The 16,437-nt window shown below is 71.4% G+C and carries 11 protein-coding genes; 6 read left to right on the forward strand and 5 right to left on the reverse strand.

Features of this window, described 5'->3' with window-relative positions; all coding sequences use genetic code 11:
- Positions 1–52: 52 nt before the first annotated feature.
- The 3 genes from treS to M2266_RS24975 form a co-directional block, all read right to left on the reverse strand.
- Positions 53–1,753 carry a maltose alpha-D-glucosyltransferase gene (gene treS / locus M2266_RS24965; RefSeq protein WP_277440202.1) on the reverse strand — a complete coding sequence of 567 codons (1,701 nt, stop codon included), beginning with the start codon at positions 1,751–1,753 and terminating at the stop codon, positions 53–55.
- Positions 1,750–3,735, reverse strand: coding sequence for an alpha-1,4-glucan--maltose-1-phosphate maltosyltransferase (locus tag M2266_RS24970; RefSeq protein ID WP_277440203.1), 1,986 nt, complete (start codon positions 3,733–3,735; stop codon positions 1,750–1,752). The genes treS and M2266_RS24970 overlap by 4 nt, the downstream gene beginning before the upstream one ends.
- A gap of 413 nt (positions 3,736–4,148) precedes the next feature.
- Positions 4,149–5,066 (reverse strand): NmrA family NAD(P)-binding protein, encoded by a 918-nt coding sequence (locus M2266_RS24975; RefSeq protein WP_277440204.1) that lies wholly within the window; start codon positions 5,064–5,066, stop codon positions 4,149–4,151.
- Positions 5,067–5,177: 111 nt separating this feature from the next.
- Between M2266_RS24975 and M2266_RS24980 the strand changes: the two genes are divergently transcribed.
- From M2266_RS24980 to glgP, 6 genes are all read left to right on the forward strand, one after another.
- A complete protein-coding gene (locus M2266_RS24980) occupies positions 5,178–6,146 on the forward strand; it encodes an AraC family transcriptional regulator (protein ID WP_277440205.1) in 969 nt (322 codons plus the stop codon).
- Between the two features lie 61 nt (positions 6,147–6,207).
- Complete coding sequence (locus M2266_RS24985) at positions 6,208–7,665, forward strand: 4-hydroxyphenylacetate 3-hydroxylase N-terminal domain-containing protein (RefSeq protein WP_277440206.1); 1,458 nt, start codon at positions 6,208–6,210, stop codon at positions 7,663–7,665.
- Positions 7,658–9,115 carry an MFS transporter gene (locus tag M2266_RS24990; RefSeq protein ID WP_277440207.1) on the forward strand — a complete coding sequence of 486 codons (1,458 nt, stop codon included), beginning with the start codon at positions 7,658–7,660 and terminating at the stop codon, positions 9,113–9,115. Before M2266_RS24985 ends, M2266_RS24990 begins: the two co-directional genes overlap by 8 nt.
- 23 nt (positions 9,116–9,138) lie before the next feature.
- Entirely contained in the window at positions 9,139–10,233 is a 1,095-nt protein-coding gene (locus M2266_RS24995) for a monodechloroaminopyrrolnitrin synthase PrnB family protein (protein ID WP_277440208.1), read from the forward strand.
- A complete protein-coding gene (locus tag M2266_RS25000; RefSeq protein ID WP_277440209.1) occupies positions 10,230–11,516 on the forward strand; it encodes a flavin-dependent oxidoreductase in 1,287 nt (428 codons plus the stop codon). The genes M2266_RS24995 and M2266_RS25000 overlap by 4 nt, the downstream gene beginning before the upstream one ends.
- Before the next feature lie 130 nt (positions 11,517–11,646).
- The gene (glgP, locus tag M2266_RS25005; RefSeq protein WP_277440210.1) at positions 11,647–14,280 is read left to right on the forward strand and encodes an alpha-glucan family phosphorylase; all 2,634 of its coding nucleotides are present in this window, start codon (positions 11,647–11,649) and stop codon (positions 14,278–14,280) included.
- 75 nt (positions 14,281–14,355) lie between these two features.
- Here the strand turns inward: glgP and M2266_RS25010 are convergent, their stop codons facing one another.
- The gene (locus M2266_RS25010) at positions 14,356–15,888 is read right to left on the reverse strand and encodes a DEAD/DEAH box helicase (RefSeq protein WP_277440211.1); all 1,533 of its coding nucleotides are present in this window, start codon (positions 15,886–15,888) and stop codon (positions 14,356–14,358) included.
- Positions 15,889–16,103: 215 nt separating this feature from the next.
- On the reverse strand, positions 16,104–16,307 hold the full coding sequence (locus M2266_RS25015; RefSeq protein ID WP_277440212.1) for a cold-shock protein: 204 nt from the start codon (positions 16,305–16,307) through the stop codon (positions 16,104–16,106).
- Positions 16,308–16,437 lie beyond the last annotated feature (130 nt).

The raw sequence follows: 16,437 nt of genomic DNA on the forward strand, positions 1-16,437 counted from the left end.
GGGTGGGCCCGCGGGCCGGGCCGGGGGGCCTGGGGGTACCTCCCGGCGGTGGCTACACGGGGTCGCGGCGCAGCCGGAACCAGTAGAAGCCGTGACCCGCGAGGGTCAGCAGGTACGGCAGTTCGCCGATGGCGGGGAACCGCACCCCGCCGATGAGCTCGACCGGGTGCCGGCCGCTGAACGTCCGCAGATCCAGCTCGGTGGGCTGGGGGAAGCGGGAGAAGTTGTGCACGCACAGGACGAGGTCGTCGCCGTACTCCCGCAGGAACGCCAGCACGGCGGGGTTGCTGGACGGCAGTTCCGTGTAGGAGCCGAGGCCGAAGGCCGGGTTCTGCTTGCGGATCTCGATCATGCGCCGGGTCCAGTGCAGCAGCGAGGAAGGGCTGCTCATCGCCGCTTCGACGTTGGTGACCTGGTAGCCGTAGACCGGGTCCATGATGGTCGGGAGGTAGAGCCGTCCGGGATCGCACGAGGAGAAGCCCGCGTTGCGGTCGGGCGTCCACTGCATGGGGGTGCGGACCCCGTCCCGGTCGCCGAGCCAGATGTTGTCACCCATGCCGATCTCGTCGCCGTAGTACAGGATCGGCGAGCCGGGCAGCGACAGCAGCAGTGCCGTGAACAGTTCGATCTGGTTGCGGTCGTTGTCCAGCAGCGGGGCGAGGCGGCGGCGGATGCCGATGTTGGCCCGCATCCGCGGGTCCTTGGCGTACTCCGCGTACATGTAGTCGCGCTCTTCGTCGGTGACCATCTCGAGGGTCAGCTCGTCGTGGTTGCGCAGGAAGATGCCCCACTGGCAGGTCTGCGGGATGGCCGGGGTCTTGGCCAGGACTTCCGAGACGGGGTAGCGCGACTCGCGGCGCACCGCCATGAAGATGCGCGGCATCACCGGGAAGTGGAACGCCATGTGGCACTCGTCGCCGCCGGCCTGGAAGTCGCCGAAGTAGTCGACGACGTCCTCCGGCCACTGGTTGGCCTCGGCGAGCAGCACGGTGTCCGGGTAGTGCAGCTCGATGTCGGCGCGGACCCGCTTCAGGAACTGGTGGGTCTGCGGCAGGTTCTCGCAGTTGGTGCCCTCCTGCTGGTAGAGGTAGGGCACCGCGTCGAGCCGGAAGCCGTCGATCCCCAGGTCGAGCCAGAACCGCAGCGCGGCCAGGATCTCCTCCTGGACCTGCGGGTTCTCGTAGTTGAGATCCGGCTGGTGGGAGAAGAACCGGTGCCAGTAGTACTGCTTGCGCACCGGGTCGAAGGTCCAGTTGGACGTCTCGGTGTCGACGAAGATGATCCGTGCGTCCTGGAACTCCTTGTCGTCGTCCGCCCAGGTGTAGTAGTCGCCGTACGGGCCGTCCGGGTCGGAACGGGATTGCTGGAACCACTCGTGCTGGTCACTCGTGTGGTTCATGACGAAGTCGATGATCACGCGCATGCCGCGCTGGTGCGCCGCGTCCACGAACTCCACGAAGTCGGCGAGGTCGCCGAATTCCGGGAGCACCGCGGTGTAGTCGGAGACGTCGTAGCCCCCGTCGCGCAGCGGCGAGGCGAAGAAGGGCGGCAGCCACAGGCAGTCCACCCCGAGCCATTGCAGGTAGTCGAGCTTGGCGGTGATGCCCTTGAGGTCGCCTACCCCGTCGCCGTTGCTGTCCTGGAAGGACCGCACGAGGACTTCGTAGAACACCGCCCGCTTGAACCAGTCGGGATCTCGGTCCTTTGCCGGTGTGTCCTCGAAGGTGTCGGGAACGGGTTCGTTGACGATCAACTGAGTGACCCTCCGATCGATGGAGACGGTCGCAGATGAACGATGTGCGCGGGCGTACGGCCCGGCTCGAGGCGCACATAGTTTTCCCTGCCCCAGTGGTAGGTCTCGCCGGTGAGCTCGTCGCGCACCGGGACGGACTCGTGCCAGTCCAGGCCGAGTTCCGGCATGTTCAACGAGACGGTGGCCTCCTGGGTGTGGTGGGCGTCGAGGTTGACGACCACCAGTACGACGTCGTCGCCGCTGCGCTTGGAGTACGCGAGCACCGCGTCGTTGTCCGTGGGGTGGAACGCCACGTCACGCAGCTGCTGCAGGGCCGGATGGCGGCGCCGCAGCCGGTTGAGCCGCGTGATGAACGGGGCCAGCGAACGTCCTTCCGCCTCGGCCGCGGCCCAGTCGCGGGGACGCAGTTCGTACTTCTCGGAGTGCAGGTACTCCTCGCTGCCGTGCCGCACGGCGGCGCCCTCGCACAGTTCGAAGCCCGCGTAGACCCCCCAGGTGGGTGACATCGTCGCGGCCAGCACGGCACGCACCTCGAACGCCGGGCGGCCGCCGTGCTGAAGGTACGCGTGCAGGATGTCGGGCGTGTTGACGAAGAAATTCGGCCGCATGTAACTTGCCGCGTCCCCGGACAGCTCCGTCAGGTAGTCGGTCAGCTCCTCCTTGGCCGTGCGCCAGGTGAAGTACGTGTACGACTGCTGGAAGCCGATCTTCCCCAGGGTGTGCATCATCGCCGGCCGGGTGAACGCCTCGGCCAGGAAGAGCACGTCGGGGTCGGTGCGATTGATGTCGGCGATGACCTTCTCCCAGAAGACCACCGGCTTGGTGTGCGGGTTGTCGACCCGGAAGATCCGTACGCCGTGCTCCATCCAGTGCCGCAGGACGCGCAGCGTCTCCTGCACGATGCCGGGCATGTCGGCGTCGAAGGCGATGGGGTAGATGTCCTGGTACTTCTTCGGCGGGTTCTCGGCGTAGGCGATGGAGCCGTCGGGCCGGTGGGCGAACCACTCCGGGTGCTTGTCGACCCATGGGTGGTCCGGGGAGCACTGCAGGGCGAAGTCGAGCGCGATCTCGAGGCGCAGTTCCCGGGCCCGCTGCACGAAGAAGTCGAAGTCCTCGATGGTGCCCAGGTCGGGGTGGACCGCGTCGTGCCCGCCCTCGGGCGAGCCGATCGCCCAGGGGCAGCCGACGTCGTCGGGTCCCGCGACGAGGCTGTTGTCCGGGCCCTTGCGGAAGGCGGTGCCGATCGGGTGGATCGGCGGCAGGTACACGACGTCGAAGCCCATGGCGGCGACGGCCGGCAGTCGTTCGGCCGCGGTGCGGAAGGTGCCGGAGACCGGCGGCCGGCCCTCCTCCAGGACCGCGCCCTCGGAGCGCGGGAACAGCTCGTACCAGGAGCCGAAGAGCGCCCGTCGGCGCTCGACCTGCAGCGGCAGCGGGCGGGAGGCGGTGACCAGGTCCCGCAGCGGGAAGCGGTCGAGGACGGCGGTGACCTCGGGGGCCACGGCCGCCGCGTGCCGCTCCGGCACCGTCCTGCTCTCGTCGAGCAGCGCGTCGACGGCGGCCAGCACCGCGGCCCTGCCGTCGTTCTTGGGCACTCCCGCGGCGGCCTGCTCGTGCAGCCGGGCGCCCTCGGTGAGGACCAGCTCGGTGTCGATCCCGGCGGGGATCTTGATGCCGGCGACATGCCGCCAGGTGGCGACCGGATCGCTCCACGCCTCCACGGTGTACGTCCAGCGGCCCTCCGCCGGCGGGGTGACGTCCGCGCCCCACCGGTCGGTGCCGGGGCCCAGCTCCCGCATCGGGGTCCAGGGTCCCGAGCGGCCGTTGGGGTCGCGCAGCACGACGTTGGCGGCTACCGCGTCATGGCCTTCGCGAAAGACCGTGGCGGTGACCTGGAAGGTCTCGCCGGCGACCGCTTTGGCGGGCCGGCGGCCGCAGTCCACGAGCGGGCGGACGTCGAGGACGGGGATACGACCGATCATTGCCTCACCTGGGAGCGCTGGTGGATGGACAGGAGAAGGATGCTCCGGAGGCTGCTTGCGCCGACGGGCGGCGGCGCGGCGAGCAGCTTCCTTGCGTGCTCCCGCTCTTTGTATCTGCTCCTGTGGACGTGTTCTCGCGTGCATGGCCGCTCCTGTCCGCGTTCACTCGGTTGGAGGGTCGGGCGAATGGCGGAGTGTCGAGGGGGATCAGGTGACTCCGCATTGCCGGGAGCCTTCCCATTGGATGACAGTCAAAAGCTCCCGTGAAGGGGTACTCGTGCGTACTTTGCGGGGAGTTGGCGAAGGCGTCCGGCAAAGTTCGGCGAACGCGCCCGGCCGCGCACGGCGAAGCCGCCCGGCCCCTCGGGACGGAGGGGGCCGGACGGCTGGTCGGTGGATGTGCCGGAGGAGGGTCAGAGCGGGCGGCTGGACCAGGTCTGCCAGGGCTGCGCGGCCACCCAGTCGGCGACGGAGGTGAGTTTGATCCCCAGCGCCTGCTCGGCCTCCCGCGGGTCGCCGTCCATCAGCCCCTCGTCCGTCCCCTCCGCCATGTAGTGATAGATCCCGGCGACGCCCGCGGCCGCGTTCGGGCCGATGGCCTTGGCCAGCGCGGCCTCGAAGGCGGCGGGCGGCAGCGCCTGGTACGCGACCGGCCGGCCGAGGCCCTCGGCGAAGGCGTCGGCGAGTTCGCCGCCGTCGACGGCCTGTCCGCCGCCGATGTCCAGAACCCGCCCGTCGAGGCCGTCGTTGAAGAGCGCGGCGGCCACCGCGACGGCCAGGTCGTCGTGCGAGATCCACGCGACCCGCTGGTGGGCGGGGAGTGGGTAGGCGAGCACGCCCTCGTCGACCAGGGCCGGGCCGTTCCAGGGGCTGAACAGGTTGTCCAGGTAGACCGGGGGCCGCAGCACGACCAGCGGCACTCCGCAGTCGGCCAGCACCGCCTCGGCGATCCGGCGGGTCTCGAACGCGGCCACGCCGGCGGTGTCCGCCGGCACGCGGGTGTTCGCGTTGTACACGATCCGGGTCACCCCGGACTCCAGCGCGGCCTCGCCGATGTGGACGGCGTACGTCTCTATACGTAGGGGGTCGTACTCCAACGGCATGGTCACCACTGCGTGTGTGGCGCCCTTGAACGCCCACATCACGTCGTCCCGACTCCCGAGGTCACCGGCCACGAACGAGACTCCCGCGATGTCGGGGCGCGCCACGGCCGGGCGCCGCGTCAGGCTGCGGACCCGGTGCCCGCGTCCGGCGAGCAACCGGGCCACCGCGCCCCCCTGGAAGCCGGTCGCGCCCACGACCAAGCAACGCTGGTGAATCTCGTCCGACATCGGTGTGTCGCCCTTCGCTAGAATGAATCAGCGATTCCGCCTCACCTCAGGCTGGACGGGGCGCACAGGGGCGGCAATAAGCAAACCGGGACGGGGATTAAGGGTTCGTCCATGGAATCTGGCGGGAACGACCTCCTCAGCGAACTACTGCGGCCGCTGCGCCTGACCGGCGTTTTCGACAGCCTCTGGACGGTGCGGGCGCCCTGGGCCATCGAGGGGGACTCCGAGCAGAGCTGCGCGATCCTGCACTACATGGTCGAGGGCGACTGCTGGATCAGCGCGGGCGCCGACTGCCCGCCGCTCCAGCTCCACCAGGGGGACCTGGCGGTCTTCCCCACCGGAACCGCCCACCGCCTCTCCGACCTGCCCGACCGGCAGGGCGTCCCGCTCAAGGCGGTGCTCCCGCAGCGCGAGCCCGGCACGTCCGGGGTGCTCGTCGTCGAGGGCACCGGCGAGCGCAGCCGGATCCTGTGCGCCGGGCTGCACTACGACGCGACGGCCGCGACCTCGCTGTACCGGGCGCTGCCGTGGTCGCTGGTGCTGGACCGCACCCAGGTCGACAAGGAACCGCTGCTGCGCGAGACGCTGGCCTCGCTCGCCGTCGCCGAGCGGCGCGGCGAGCCGGGATCGCAACTGGTCACCCTGCGGGCGTTCGAGATGGCCTTCGTGCTGGCGCTGCGCCCGCTGCTGCGGGAGCTGTCCGACAACCCGGCGGTGCTGCCCGCGCTGCGCCACCCGGGCATCAGCAGGGCGCTGGTCATCGTCTCCACCCGCTTCTCCGAACCGTGGACGATCGAGGCGCTGGCCCGTGAGGTCGGCATGTCGCGCTCGGCCTTCACCGCCACCTTCCGGGAGCTGGTGGGCGAGGCACCGGCCCGGCACCTGACCGGACGTCGGATGCAGGAGGCCGCCCGGTTGCTGACCGAGACGGCGGTTCCGCAGGCGGCGGTGCCGCCGCGGGTCGGCTATCAGAGCGCCGTCGGGTTCCATCTGGCGTTCCGCAAGTGGTTCGGGACGACTCCTGGTGAATATCGGGGTAACTGGCCGGTTCATAAACGGGACCGGCAGGACGTTCATTGATTAGCACACGTGTATGAGGCAGTCTCTTCAACGGCGCGTCGAAGATCGTTGAGGAGACACGGTGACCAGGTCCGGCCAGGAGTACAAGGATTCGCTGCGCGACGGACGCGAGATATGGATCGACGGTGAGCGGGTCAAGGACATCACCGTCCATCCGGCCTTCCGCAACACCGTTGACTCCATCGCGGGGCTGTACGACCTCTCCCATGACTCCGAGCACTCCGCCGTACTCACCGAAGGCGGCGTCCACCGGGCCTTCCTGATACCCCGTTCGTACGAGGACCTCGTCGCCCGCCGGACCGCGCACAAGGTCTGGGCAGAGGCGAGTTTCGGCCATCTCGGGCGCACCCCCGACTACATGGCGGCGGGCATCGCCGGCTTCGCGGCCGCACCGGGGCTCTTCACCACGGACACCTTCGACGGCGCGCCGAACGTCGCCGCCTACCACCGACGGATGTCGGAGGGCGACCTGTACCCGACGTTCACCATCACCAACCCGCAGACCGACCGGACGAAGTCCGCGGCCGAGCAGGAGGAGGACGACCTCGTCGTCCGGGTGGTGGGGGAGCGGGACGGCGGCATCGTCGTGCGCGGCGCCAAGATGATCGGCACCGCGGCGGTCTTCGGCAACGAAGTCCTCGTCGGCACCATCGAGCCGCTGGCCCCGCAGGACGTCGAGCACGCGCTCTGCTTCTCGATACCGGTCGACACCCCCGGCCTGAAGTTCATCTCCCGCACCTCCTACGAGGCCCAGGCGCGCAGCGTCTTCGACAACCCGCTCTCCTCGCGCTTCGACGAGAACGACGCCCTGCTGGTCTGCGAGGACGTCTTCGTCCCGTGGGAGAACGTGCTCGCGTACCGCAACGTCGACGTCTGCTTCGGCCAGTGGTGGCAGACTCCCGCGTACGTGAACTTCGTCCACCAGGCGGCCACCCGCTTCTGGACCAAGTTGGAGTTCCTCACCGGCGTCGCGATCCTGCTCGCCAAGGCCAACAACACCTACCAGCTGCCGCCGGTCCAGCACCAGATCGGCCGGCTGATGGGCTGGGTGGCGCAGGCCAAGTCGATGGTGCTGGCCGCCGAGGCCGGGTACGAGCGGGTCGACGGCGGGCGCGGCGGCGTCATGCCCGACAAGGAGATCTCCTACGCGCACCGGATCATGGCCGGTGACGTCTACCCCCGGGCGATCGCCGAGATCAAGCTGCTGGCCGGCGGCGGCGTCATCCAGCTCCCGGCCTCCGCGCGGGACCTGCTGCACCCGGAGATCGGCCCGGTGATCGCGAAGTACATCCGCTCACCGGGACACCCGGCGCAGGACCGCGTCAAGCTGCTCAAGCTCGCCTGGGACGCGCTCGGCACGGAGTTCGCCGGACGGCACGAGCAGTACGAACGCTTCTACCACGGCGCCCCGCACGTCTATCTGATGCAGCAGGCGTGGGAGGGCGACACCGGTGCCTGCGAGAGCCTGGCCAGGACCTGCCTCGACGGCTACGAGCTGCCACCGCTGCACCGTGCCTGAGGCGACGGTGCGCCGACGCGGCTTCGCGCTCGCCCTGCTGGCCTCGACCCAGCTCCTGCTCATCCTCGACACCGCGATCATCAACGTCGCGCTGCCGTCCATCGGCGACGACCTCGGCACCGACGCCGCCGGCCTCTCGTTGGTCGCCAACGCCTACCTGGTCACCTTAGGCGGCTTCCTGCTGCTGGCCGGACGGGTCGCCGACCTCGTCGGCCACCGCCGGCTCTTCACGGCGGGATTGGCGCTGCTGTCCGCGTCCTCCCTCGGCGGCGCTTTCGCCGGCGACGCACGGCTGCTCGTGGCGGCCCGCGCCGTACAAGGTGTCGGTGCGGCCTGTGCGGCGGCCGCCGCGTTCGCGCTGGTGCTGCTGCTCTTCGCCGACGGGCCGGAACGGCATCGTGCCCTGGGGGTGTTCGCGGCGCTCGGGGGGCTGGGCGGCGCGCTCGGCACGGTAGTGGGCGGCGTGCTCACCTCAGGCCTGGGCTGGCGCTCCACGTTCGCCCTGAACGTGCTGGTGGGCGTGGCGCTCATCGCCCTGACGCCGGCCGCCCTGGGGCCCGCCCCGCCGCGTCGCGAGCGGCCCGCGGCGGGCCGCGCCGGCCTTCGGGAGTTCGACCTCGGCGGCGCCCTCACCGCCACCGGCGGCCTCAGCCTGATCGCGTACGCGCTGGTCGACGCGGGTAGCGCGGGCTGGTCCGACCGCGGCACACTCCTCGCCGGGGCCGCCGGTCTGCTCCTGCTGGCGGCGTTCGCGGTCATCGAGACCCGCGCGGCCCACCCGCTGGTCCCGCCCGGTGTGTTCGGCCGGCCCGCGCTCCGGCTGGCCAACCTCCTCAGCGCGCTGGCGCAGATGGCGCTGTTCCCGATGTTCTTCCTGGTCAGCCTCTACCTGCAGAACGTGCTGAACTACCCGCCGGTCACCGGCGGACTCGGACTGCTGCCGCTGTCGATCACGGTCGTGCTCACCGCGCCCAGGACCGGGTGGCTGGTCGCCCGCTGCGGGCTGCGTCCGGTGATGACCGCGGGATTCGCCACGGTGACCGCCGCGACCGTGTGGCTCGCGCTGTCGCTGTCGGCGGACGGCTCCTTCGCCACCACCGTCCTCGCCCCCAGCCTGCTGATCGGGATCGGGCTGCCGCTCGTCATGGTGACCACCAACGTCGCCGCGACCGCGCAGGCGGGAGCCGGCGAGACCGGACTGGTGTCGGGACTGGTCAACACCAGCCAGCAGTTCGGCTCGGTCCTCGGCCTCGCGGTGCTCGTCGCGGTGGCCGCCGCCCACACCCGGACCGCGGGCCACGGCGCCGCCGCCGAGACCGCGGGTTTCCGCACCGCGCTGCTCGTCGGCGCCGTGTTCGCCGCGGCCGCCACCCTCCTGACGCTGCTGCTGCCGCGCGGCATGCCGCAGGGGAAGGCCGACCCCACGCCCAGCACACACACATCCCCGTGACCCTCGGAATGACGGTGCCCCACATGTCTGTGCTCCATGTGCTCCAGGGCCAAGAGCCCTACTACCGGATCGAGGAGATACGGGGTGCCGACCCGCTGGGAGCGGACGAGGCCTGCGACAAGCTCCGCGTCATGAACGCGGACGGCGACGTGTCCGGCATGGTCACCGCGCTGCGCGAACTCCTCCCGGCCCCCGACGTCCTCGACGACCTCTCCACCGTCGAGAACCTGGCCGCCATGCGGGACCTGGGCATCTTCCTCGGCTCCGTCAAGCGGCACGGCACCGAACCGCTCGACGCCGTACCGGAAGCGCTGCCGGTCCTGCGCGCGCTGGGCCGGCGCACCGGCATGGTCCCGCGCGACACCGTCCACCACTACACGGCCTGGAACCCGGTGGGCGCACGCCAACGTATGTACACCGGTGATCCCATGGAGGCCTGCCTCCAGGACGCCGTGCGGATGGTCTTCCCCAGCCTGTGCGACTCGCTGGACGCCTGTTCGGAACTGGCCGAGCTCGAACCGCACGACCCCCGGTTCGCCGCCTGCCTCGACCGGCTCGCCGGACTCGTCCAGGCCATGGTCGACTCGATCGACTTCACCATCGCCAACGTCTCGCCGGTCTTCTTCGCCCGGGTCCTGCGGCCCTACTTCGAGGAGATCACCCTCGAAGGCCGCGAGTACCTCGGCCCGGCGGCGGCCCAGGTCCCGCTCTGGCTGGTCGACCTGACGCTCTGGCAGTCCGACCGCGCCGCCGGGCGGTATCAGGCATTCCTCGCCGAGTCGGTGCCCTACAGCCTCCCCGCCTGGCGCACCTTCCACGCGCGCTACCAGGGCCGCCCCTCAGCGGTGGGCAAGCTCGCCTTCGCGTTCAGCTGGGAGTCGGGGGACCGGGTGCCCCCCACCCTGCGGGCCGGCGCCGTCGCGCTGGCTCGGGTGCTGCGGATCCTGAAGATCTTCCGCGCCCGGCACATCCGTATCGCCCGCGAGGCGTACAGCGACGAGCTGCGGCTGTACGACTACGGGAGCGGCGGCGCACCCGTCGAACTGCTGCGCTCCGTACTGGACCTGACCCGCGAGAACGAGACGCTGGTCCGGCGCTCCACCGAAGGGGAACGATGAACCGCGTCGTCATCGCGGGAGGCGGCATCGCCGGCCTCACCGCGGCGCTCAGCCTGCACGCCGTCGGCCGTACCGACGTGACGGTCGTCGAGGCCGCCCAGGAGGTCCAGCCGGTCGGCGCCGGGCTCAACATCATGCCCAACGCGGTCCGTGAACTGGCGGCGCTGGGGCTGTACGAGGAACTGGCTGCCGTGTCGGTGCCCACCAGCGAGCTGCGGTACTACCACAGCAGCGGCAGCCTCGTCTGGCGGGAGCCGCGCGGCGTCGGCGCCGGGTACCGCTGGCCGCAGCTGTCGATCCACCGCGGGCGGCTGCAGGACGTGCTGTCCCGCGCGGTCCGGGAGCGGCTCGGCCGCGGGGCGGTCGTCTCCGGCGCCCGGGTCGACGACTTCGCCGAGCTGCCCGGCTCACGGCTGCGGGTGGCCGTCAGGGAGCGGGCCGGCGGGACCACCACCGACATCGGCGCGGAGATCCTGATCGGCGCGGACGGCATCCGCTCGGCGGTCCGCGCCGCCATGTACCCGGGCGAGGGCGAACCGCCGTGGAACGGCATGCTGGTGTGGCGCGGGGTGTCCTGGATGCCGGCCGACCGGGTCGGCACCTTCATGTTCATCGCGGGGAACGACCGCCGGAAGGCCGTCGTCTACCCGCTGACGGTCCCCGCCGCGCCCGGCGAGCGGGTGCTCGTCAACTGGGCGCTGGCGATGCCGGCCGAGCGGGGCGGCGCCACCCCGGACCGCAGCGAGTGGAACCGCCGGGTGCCCATCGACAAGTTCCGCCACCACTACGCGGGCTGGACCTTCGACGGGGTCGACGTCGGTGAGGTGATCGACGCCGCCGAGGCCGCGTTCGAGTACCCGATGGTGGACCGCGAACCGCTGGTGCGCTGGACCTTCGGCGGGGCGACGCTGATCGGCGACGCCGCCCACGCGATGTACCCGATCGGCTCGAACGGCGCCACCCAGTCGATCATCGACGGCCGGGCGCTGGCCCACGCGATGACCGCCCACGAGGACCCCGCGCGGGCCCTGCTGGCGTACGAGGCCGAGCGCCGGCCGCCCATGACGGAGCTGCAGCGCTCCAACCGGCGGCTGGGCCCCGAGGTGGTCATCAACATGGCCCACGAACGGGCCCCCGGCGGCTTCGCGGACATTCACGACGTGATCCCCCGGACCGAGCTGGAGACGATCGCCCGGCGCTACGCCGTGGCCGGTGCGTTCGACCCGGCCTCGGTGAACCAGGGCTCGCCGTACGACGTCCCCGCCGCCCGGGTGGCGCGCTGAGCGGGCCCGCGCCGCCGCGCACGGTGACGCGCCGGGGCGGATGCCCCGGCGCACGTCCGTTCGGGCGTTTGAACGACCGGATCGTGGGGAGCGCAGGGATCGGGGGGCAGGACCCCGCTACCGTCGTACCGTGAAGGCAATCCGTCGTTTCACCGTGCGAACTGTCCTGCCGGAACCGCTGCGTCCGCTCGGCGAACTGGCACAGAATCTGCGCTGGTCCTGGCACCCGGAGTCCAGAGAGCTGTTCCAGAGCGTCGACGAGGAGGGCTGGCGGGCCGCCGGGGGAGACCCGGTGCGGCTGCTCGGCTCCGTCTCGAAGGAACGGCTCTCGGCCCTCGCCCAGGACCGCAGATTCCTGCGCCGCCTCTCCTCGGCCGCCGAGGACCTGACCGACTACCTCACCAATCCGCGCTGGTACCAGGGGCAGTCCTCCGAACTGCCCGCCGCCATCGCCTACTTCTCGCCCGAGTTCGGGATCACCGCGGCCCTGCCCCAGTACTCGGGCGGCCTCGGCATCCTGGCCGGGGACCACCTCAAGGCCGCCAGCGACCTGGGTGTGCCGCTGATCGGCGTCGGCCTGCTCTACCGGCACGGCTACTTCCGCCAGAGCCTCTCCCGGGAAGGCTGGCAGCAGGAGCACTACCCGGTCCTGGACCCCAACGAACTGCCGCTGACCCTGCTGCGCGAGCGGGACGGCACCCCCGCCCACGTGGTCCTCGCCCTGCCCGGCGGCCGGTCGCTGACCGCCCATATCTGGAAGGCCCAGGTGGGCCGCGTCCCGCTGCTGCTCCTCGACTCCGACGTCGAGGAGAACCACCGCACGGAACGCGACGTCACCGACCGCCTGTACGGCGGTGGCAGTGAGCACCGGCTGCTGCAGGAGATGCTGCTCGGCATCGGCGGGGTGCGCGCCGTCCGCGCGTACTGCCGGCTCACCGCGCACCCGGAGCCCGAGGTCTTCCACACCAACGAGGGCCACGCCGGCTTCCTCGGCCTGGAGCGCATCCGCGAACTCGGCGGCGAAGGGCTCGACTTCGACGCGGCCGTGGAGGCGGTACGGGCCGGCACCGTCTTCACCACCCACACGCCCGTCCCCGCCGGGATCGACCGCTTCGACCGCGAGCTGGTCGGGCAGCACCTCGGCGACGGCGGCGAACTGCCCGGTGTCGACATCCAGCGGGTGCTGGAGCTGGGCATGGAGACGTACTCCGGCGGCGACCCGAACGTCTTCAACATGGCGGTGATGGGGCTCCGGCTGGCCCAGCGTGCCAACGGCGTCTCCACCCTGCACGGCGAGGTCAGCCGGCAGATGTTCGCCGGGCTGTGGCCCGGTTTCGACGCCGACGAGGTGCCGATCGCCTCCATCACCAACGGGGTGCACGCCCCCACCTGGGTGGCCCCCGAGGTCTTCCGGCTCGGCGCCCGCCAGATCGGCGCGCAGCGCGCCGAGGACGCCCTCATGATCGGCGAGACCCAGCGCTGGGAACCCGTCGCCGACATCCCGGACCCGGCCGTGTGGGAGCTGCGCCGGGTACTGCGCGAGCAGCTGGTGGAGGACGTACGGCGCCGGGTGCGCGCCTCCTGGCGGCAGCGCGGCGCCGGCCACGCCGAGCTGGGCTGGGTGGACGACGTCCTGGACCCCGACATCCTGACCATCGGCTTCGCCCGCCGGGTCCCGTCCTACAAGCGGCTCACACTGATGCTCCGCGACCAGGACCGGCTGATGGACCTGCTGCTGCACCCCGAGCGGCCGATCCAGATCGTCGTCGCGGGCAAGGCCCACCCGGCGGACGACGGCGGCAAGCGGCTCGTCCAGGAGCTGGTGCGCTTCGCCGACGACCCGCGGGTGCGCCACCGCATCGTCTTCCTGCCCGACTACGACATGGGCATGGCCCAGCACCTCTACCCCGGCTGCGACGTCTGGCTCAACAACCCGCTGCGCCCCCTGGAAGCGTGCGGCACGTCCGGCATGAAGGCCGCCCTCAACGGCTGCCTCAACCTGTCGGTGCTCGACGGGTGGTGGGACGAGTGGTTCGACGGCAACAACGGCTGGGCCATTCCGACGGCCGACGCCGGGGAGAACGGCCAGAGCACCGGCCACGATCCGGACCGCCGGGACGACATCGAGGCGACGGCGCTCTACGAGCTCATCGAGAACCAGGTCGCCCCGCGCTTCTACGACCATGACGCGAACGGCATGCCGGCCCGCTGGATCGAGATGGTCCGGCACACCCTGGTGACCCTGGGGCCCAAGGTGCTCGCGGGACGCATGGTGCGTGACTACGTCGGGCAGCTCTACGCCCCGGCGGCCAACGCGCACCGCGCCATCGCCGGCGACGCCGCCCGGGAGCTCGCCTCTTGGAAGGCCCGGGTCCGCCGCGGCTGGAACCGGGTCGCCGTCGAGCATGTGGAGACCGGCTCGGTGGGCGGCTTCCCCGAGCTGGGATCCACGCTGACCCTGCGCGTCCAGGTGACCCTGGGCGACCTCGACACCGGCGACGTCGACGTCCAGGTACTCTCCGGGCGGGTGGACGACGCCGACCGGATCGCCGACCCGGCGGTGCTCTCGCTCAAGCCGTCGTCGCAGCCCGACATCGAGGGCCGCCGGCTGTACGAGGGCCCGCTCACCCTCGATCGGACGGGCCCCTTCGGGTACACCGTCCGCGTCCTGCCCACCCATCCGCTGCTCGCCGCCCCCGCGGAGCTCGGCCTCATCGCCACTCCCGCCGAATCCGAGGGAATGACGGCGGGCATACTCCGCTGACGCACGAACGCGACGGCCGGTACCAGGAAGCTCCTGGTACCGGCCGTCGCGTTCGTGGTGGTGCTGCCGGTGCGGTCAGGCCGCGCGGCGACCGCCGCCCGTGCCGTCCTCACGACGGGCACGACGGCCCACGGCGCCACCGCGGCCCGCGGCCGTGCGGCTGCCGGCGGCGGGGCGGCCGGGCGTGCCGCCGCGGCCGTTGACCCCGGCCCGGCCGGAGCCGGCCGCAGCGCCTTCGGCGTCGGTGCGGGGGCGTCCGCCCCGTCCACCGCGGGTGCTGCCGGCGCTGCGCGGCGTGCCCGCCGGTGCGGCGGCGGCGCCCGCTCCGGCAGCGGCGGCGCCGCCGGGACGGCGGCCGCGGCCACGGGTGCCGGCGACCTTGTTCGTCTTCGGCTTGGCGGCTTCCTGGGCGGCGGCGTGCACCGGGTCGTGGATGGTGACGGCCGAGCCGGACGGCTTGCGGGCACCGGTGACGCGCACCAGTTCCGCGTCGCCGGGGCGGACCCGCGCGGTGTGCGGCTTGATGCCGGCCAGCGCCATCAGCCGGGCGTTCTCGCGGCGCTGCGCGGGCAGCACCAGGGTGATGACGGTGCCGGACTCGCCGGCCCGCGCGGTACGGCCGCCGCGGTGCAGGTAGTCCTTGTGGTCGCCGGGCGGGTCGACGTTCACGACCATGTCGAGCCCGTCGATGTGGATGCCGCGGGCGGCGACGTTGGTGGCGACCAGCGCGGTGGCCTTCCCGGTACGGAACTGGTCCAGGGCGCGGTTCCGCTGCGGCTGGGACTTCCCGCCGTGCAGGGCGACCGCGGTGACGCCGGCGGCCAGCAGGTGCTTGGTGAGCCGGTCGGCGCCGCGCTTGGTGTCGACGAACATGATCACGCCACCCTCGCGGGCGGCGATCTCGGCGGTGACGGCGCGCTTGGTGTCGTCGTCCACGTGGAGCACGTGGTGCTCCATGGTCGTCACGGTCGCGGCCGACGGGTCGACCGAGTGCGTGACCGGGCTGTGCAGGAAGCGCTTGACCAGCCGGTCGACGTTCTTGTCCAGGGTGGCGGAGAAGAGCATCCGCTGACCGTTCGGCTTCACCTGGTCGAGCAACTTGGTGACCTGCGGCAGGAAGCCCATGTCGGCCATCTGGTCGGCCTCGTCCAGGACCGTGATCTCGACCCGGTCGAGCGCGCAGGCCCGGCGGTCGATGAGGTCGGCGAGCCGGCCCGGAGTGGCGACGAGGATCTCGGCGCCGTTGCGCAGCGCGGCGATCTGGCGGGTGATGGACGCGCCGCCGACCACGGTGGTCTGGCGCAGCCCGAGCACCTGGGCGTAGGGCGCCAGCGCCTCGGTGACCTGGGTCGCGAGCTCACGCGTCGGCACCAGCACGAGGGCCAGCGGGCGCTTGGGCTCGGCGCGCTGCCCGGCGGTGCGGGTCAGCATCGGGAGCCCGAAGGCGAGGGTCTTGCCAGAGCCGGTACGGCCACGGCCCAGCACGTCCCGGCCGGCGAGCGCGTCGGGCATCGTCGCGGCCTGGATCGGGAACGGCTCGCTGACGCCGTTGGCGTTCAGCGCCGTGACCAGCGCGGGGGAAATCGAAAGTTCGGAGAACAACTTCAAGGGTGAACCTTCCTCGTGACGGAGACGAGGGAGGTCCCTCGGCGCCAGGGGCCGTCCGGCGGATCGCGGACTGCCTCTTCGACGCCTGCGGACCGGCGTCCTGCGGTGCTCGGAGGAGCGCCGCACTTGTTTTGTTTCCGCTGCGCGCGAGAGGCCCGCACCGCGGAACGGTGCGGGCCTCTCACTACTGGGCGCGGTGAGCGCTCAGGGGTGCCTCAGAGAGGGCGGATGTTCTCGGCCTGCGGGCCCTTCTGGCCCTGCGTGACGTCGAACTCGACCTTCTGACCCTCGAGCAGCTCGCGGAAGCCCTGGGCGGCGATGTTCGAGTAGTGGGCGAAGACGTCAGCGCCGCCGCCGTCCTGCTCGATGAAGCCGAAGCCCTTTTCGGAGTTGAACCACTTCACGGTTCCGGTAGCCATGTCTGTCTCCCTAATGGGTGCAGTTAATACAGCACCCGCACTTTACGGATGCCGCGTCGCCGCGATGATCTCCCCACACCGGACATGACGCCGGTAAAACAAATGTGCGCCTGGCCGCAAAGACCGGGCG

The sequence above is a fragment of the Streptomyces sp. SPB162 genome, from assembly GCF_029504575.1.
Classification (GTDB): domain Bacteria; phylum Actinomycetota; class Actinomycetes; order Streptomycetales; family Streptomycetaceae; genus Actinacidiphila.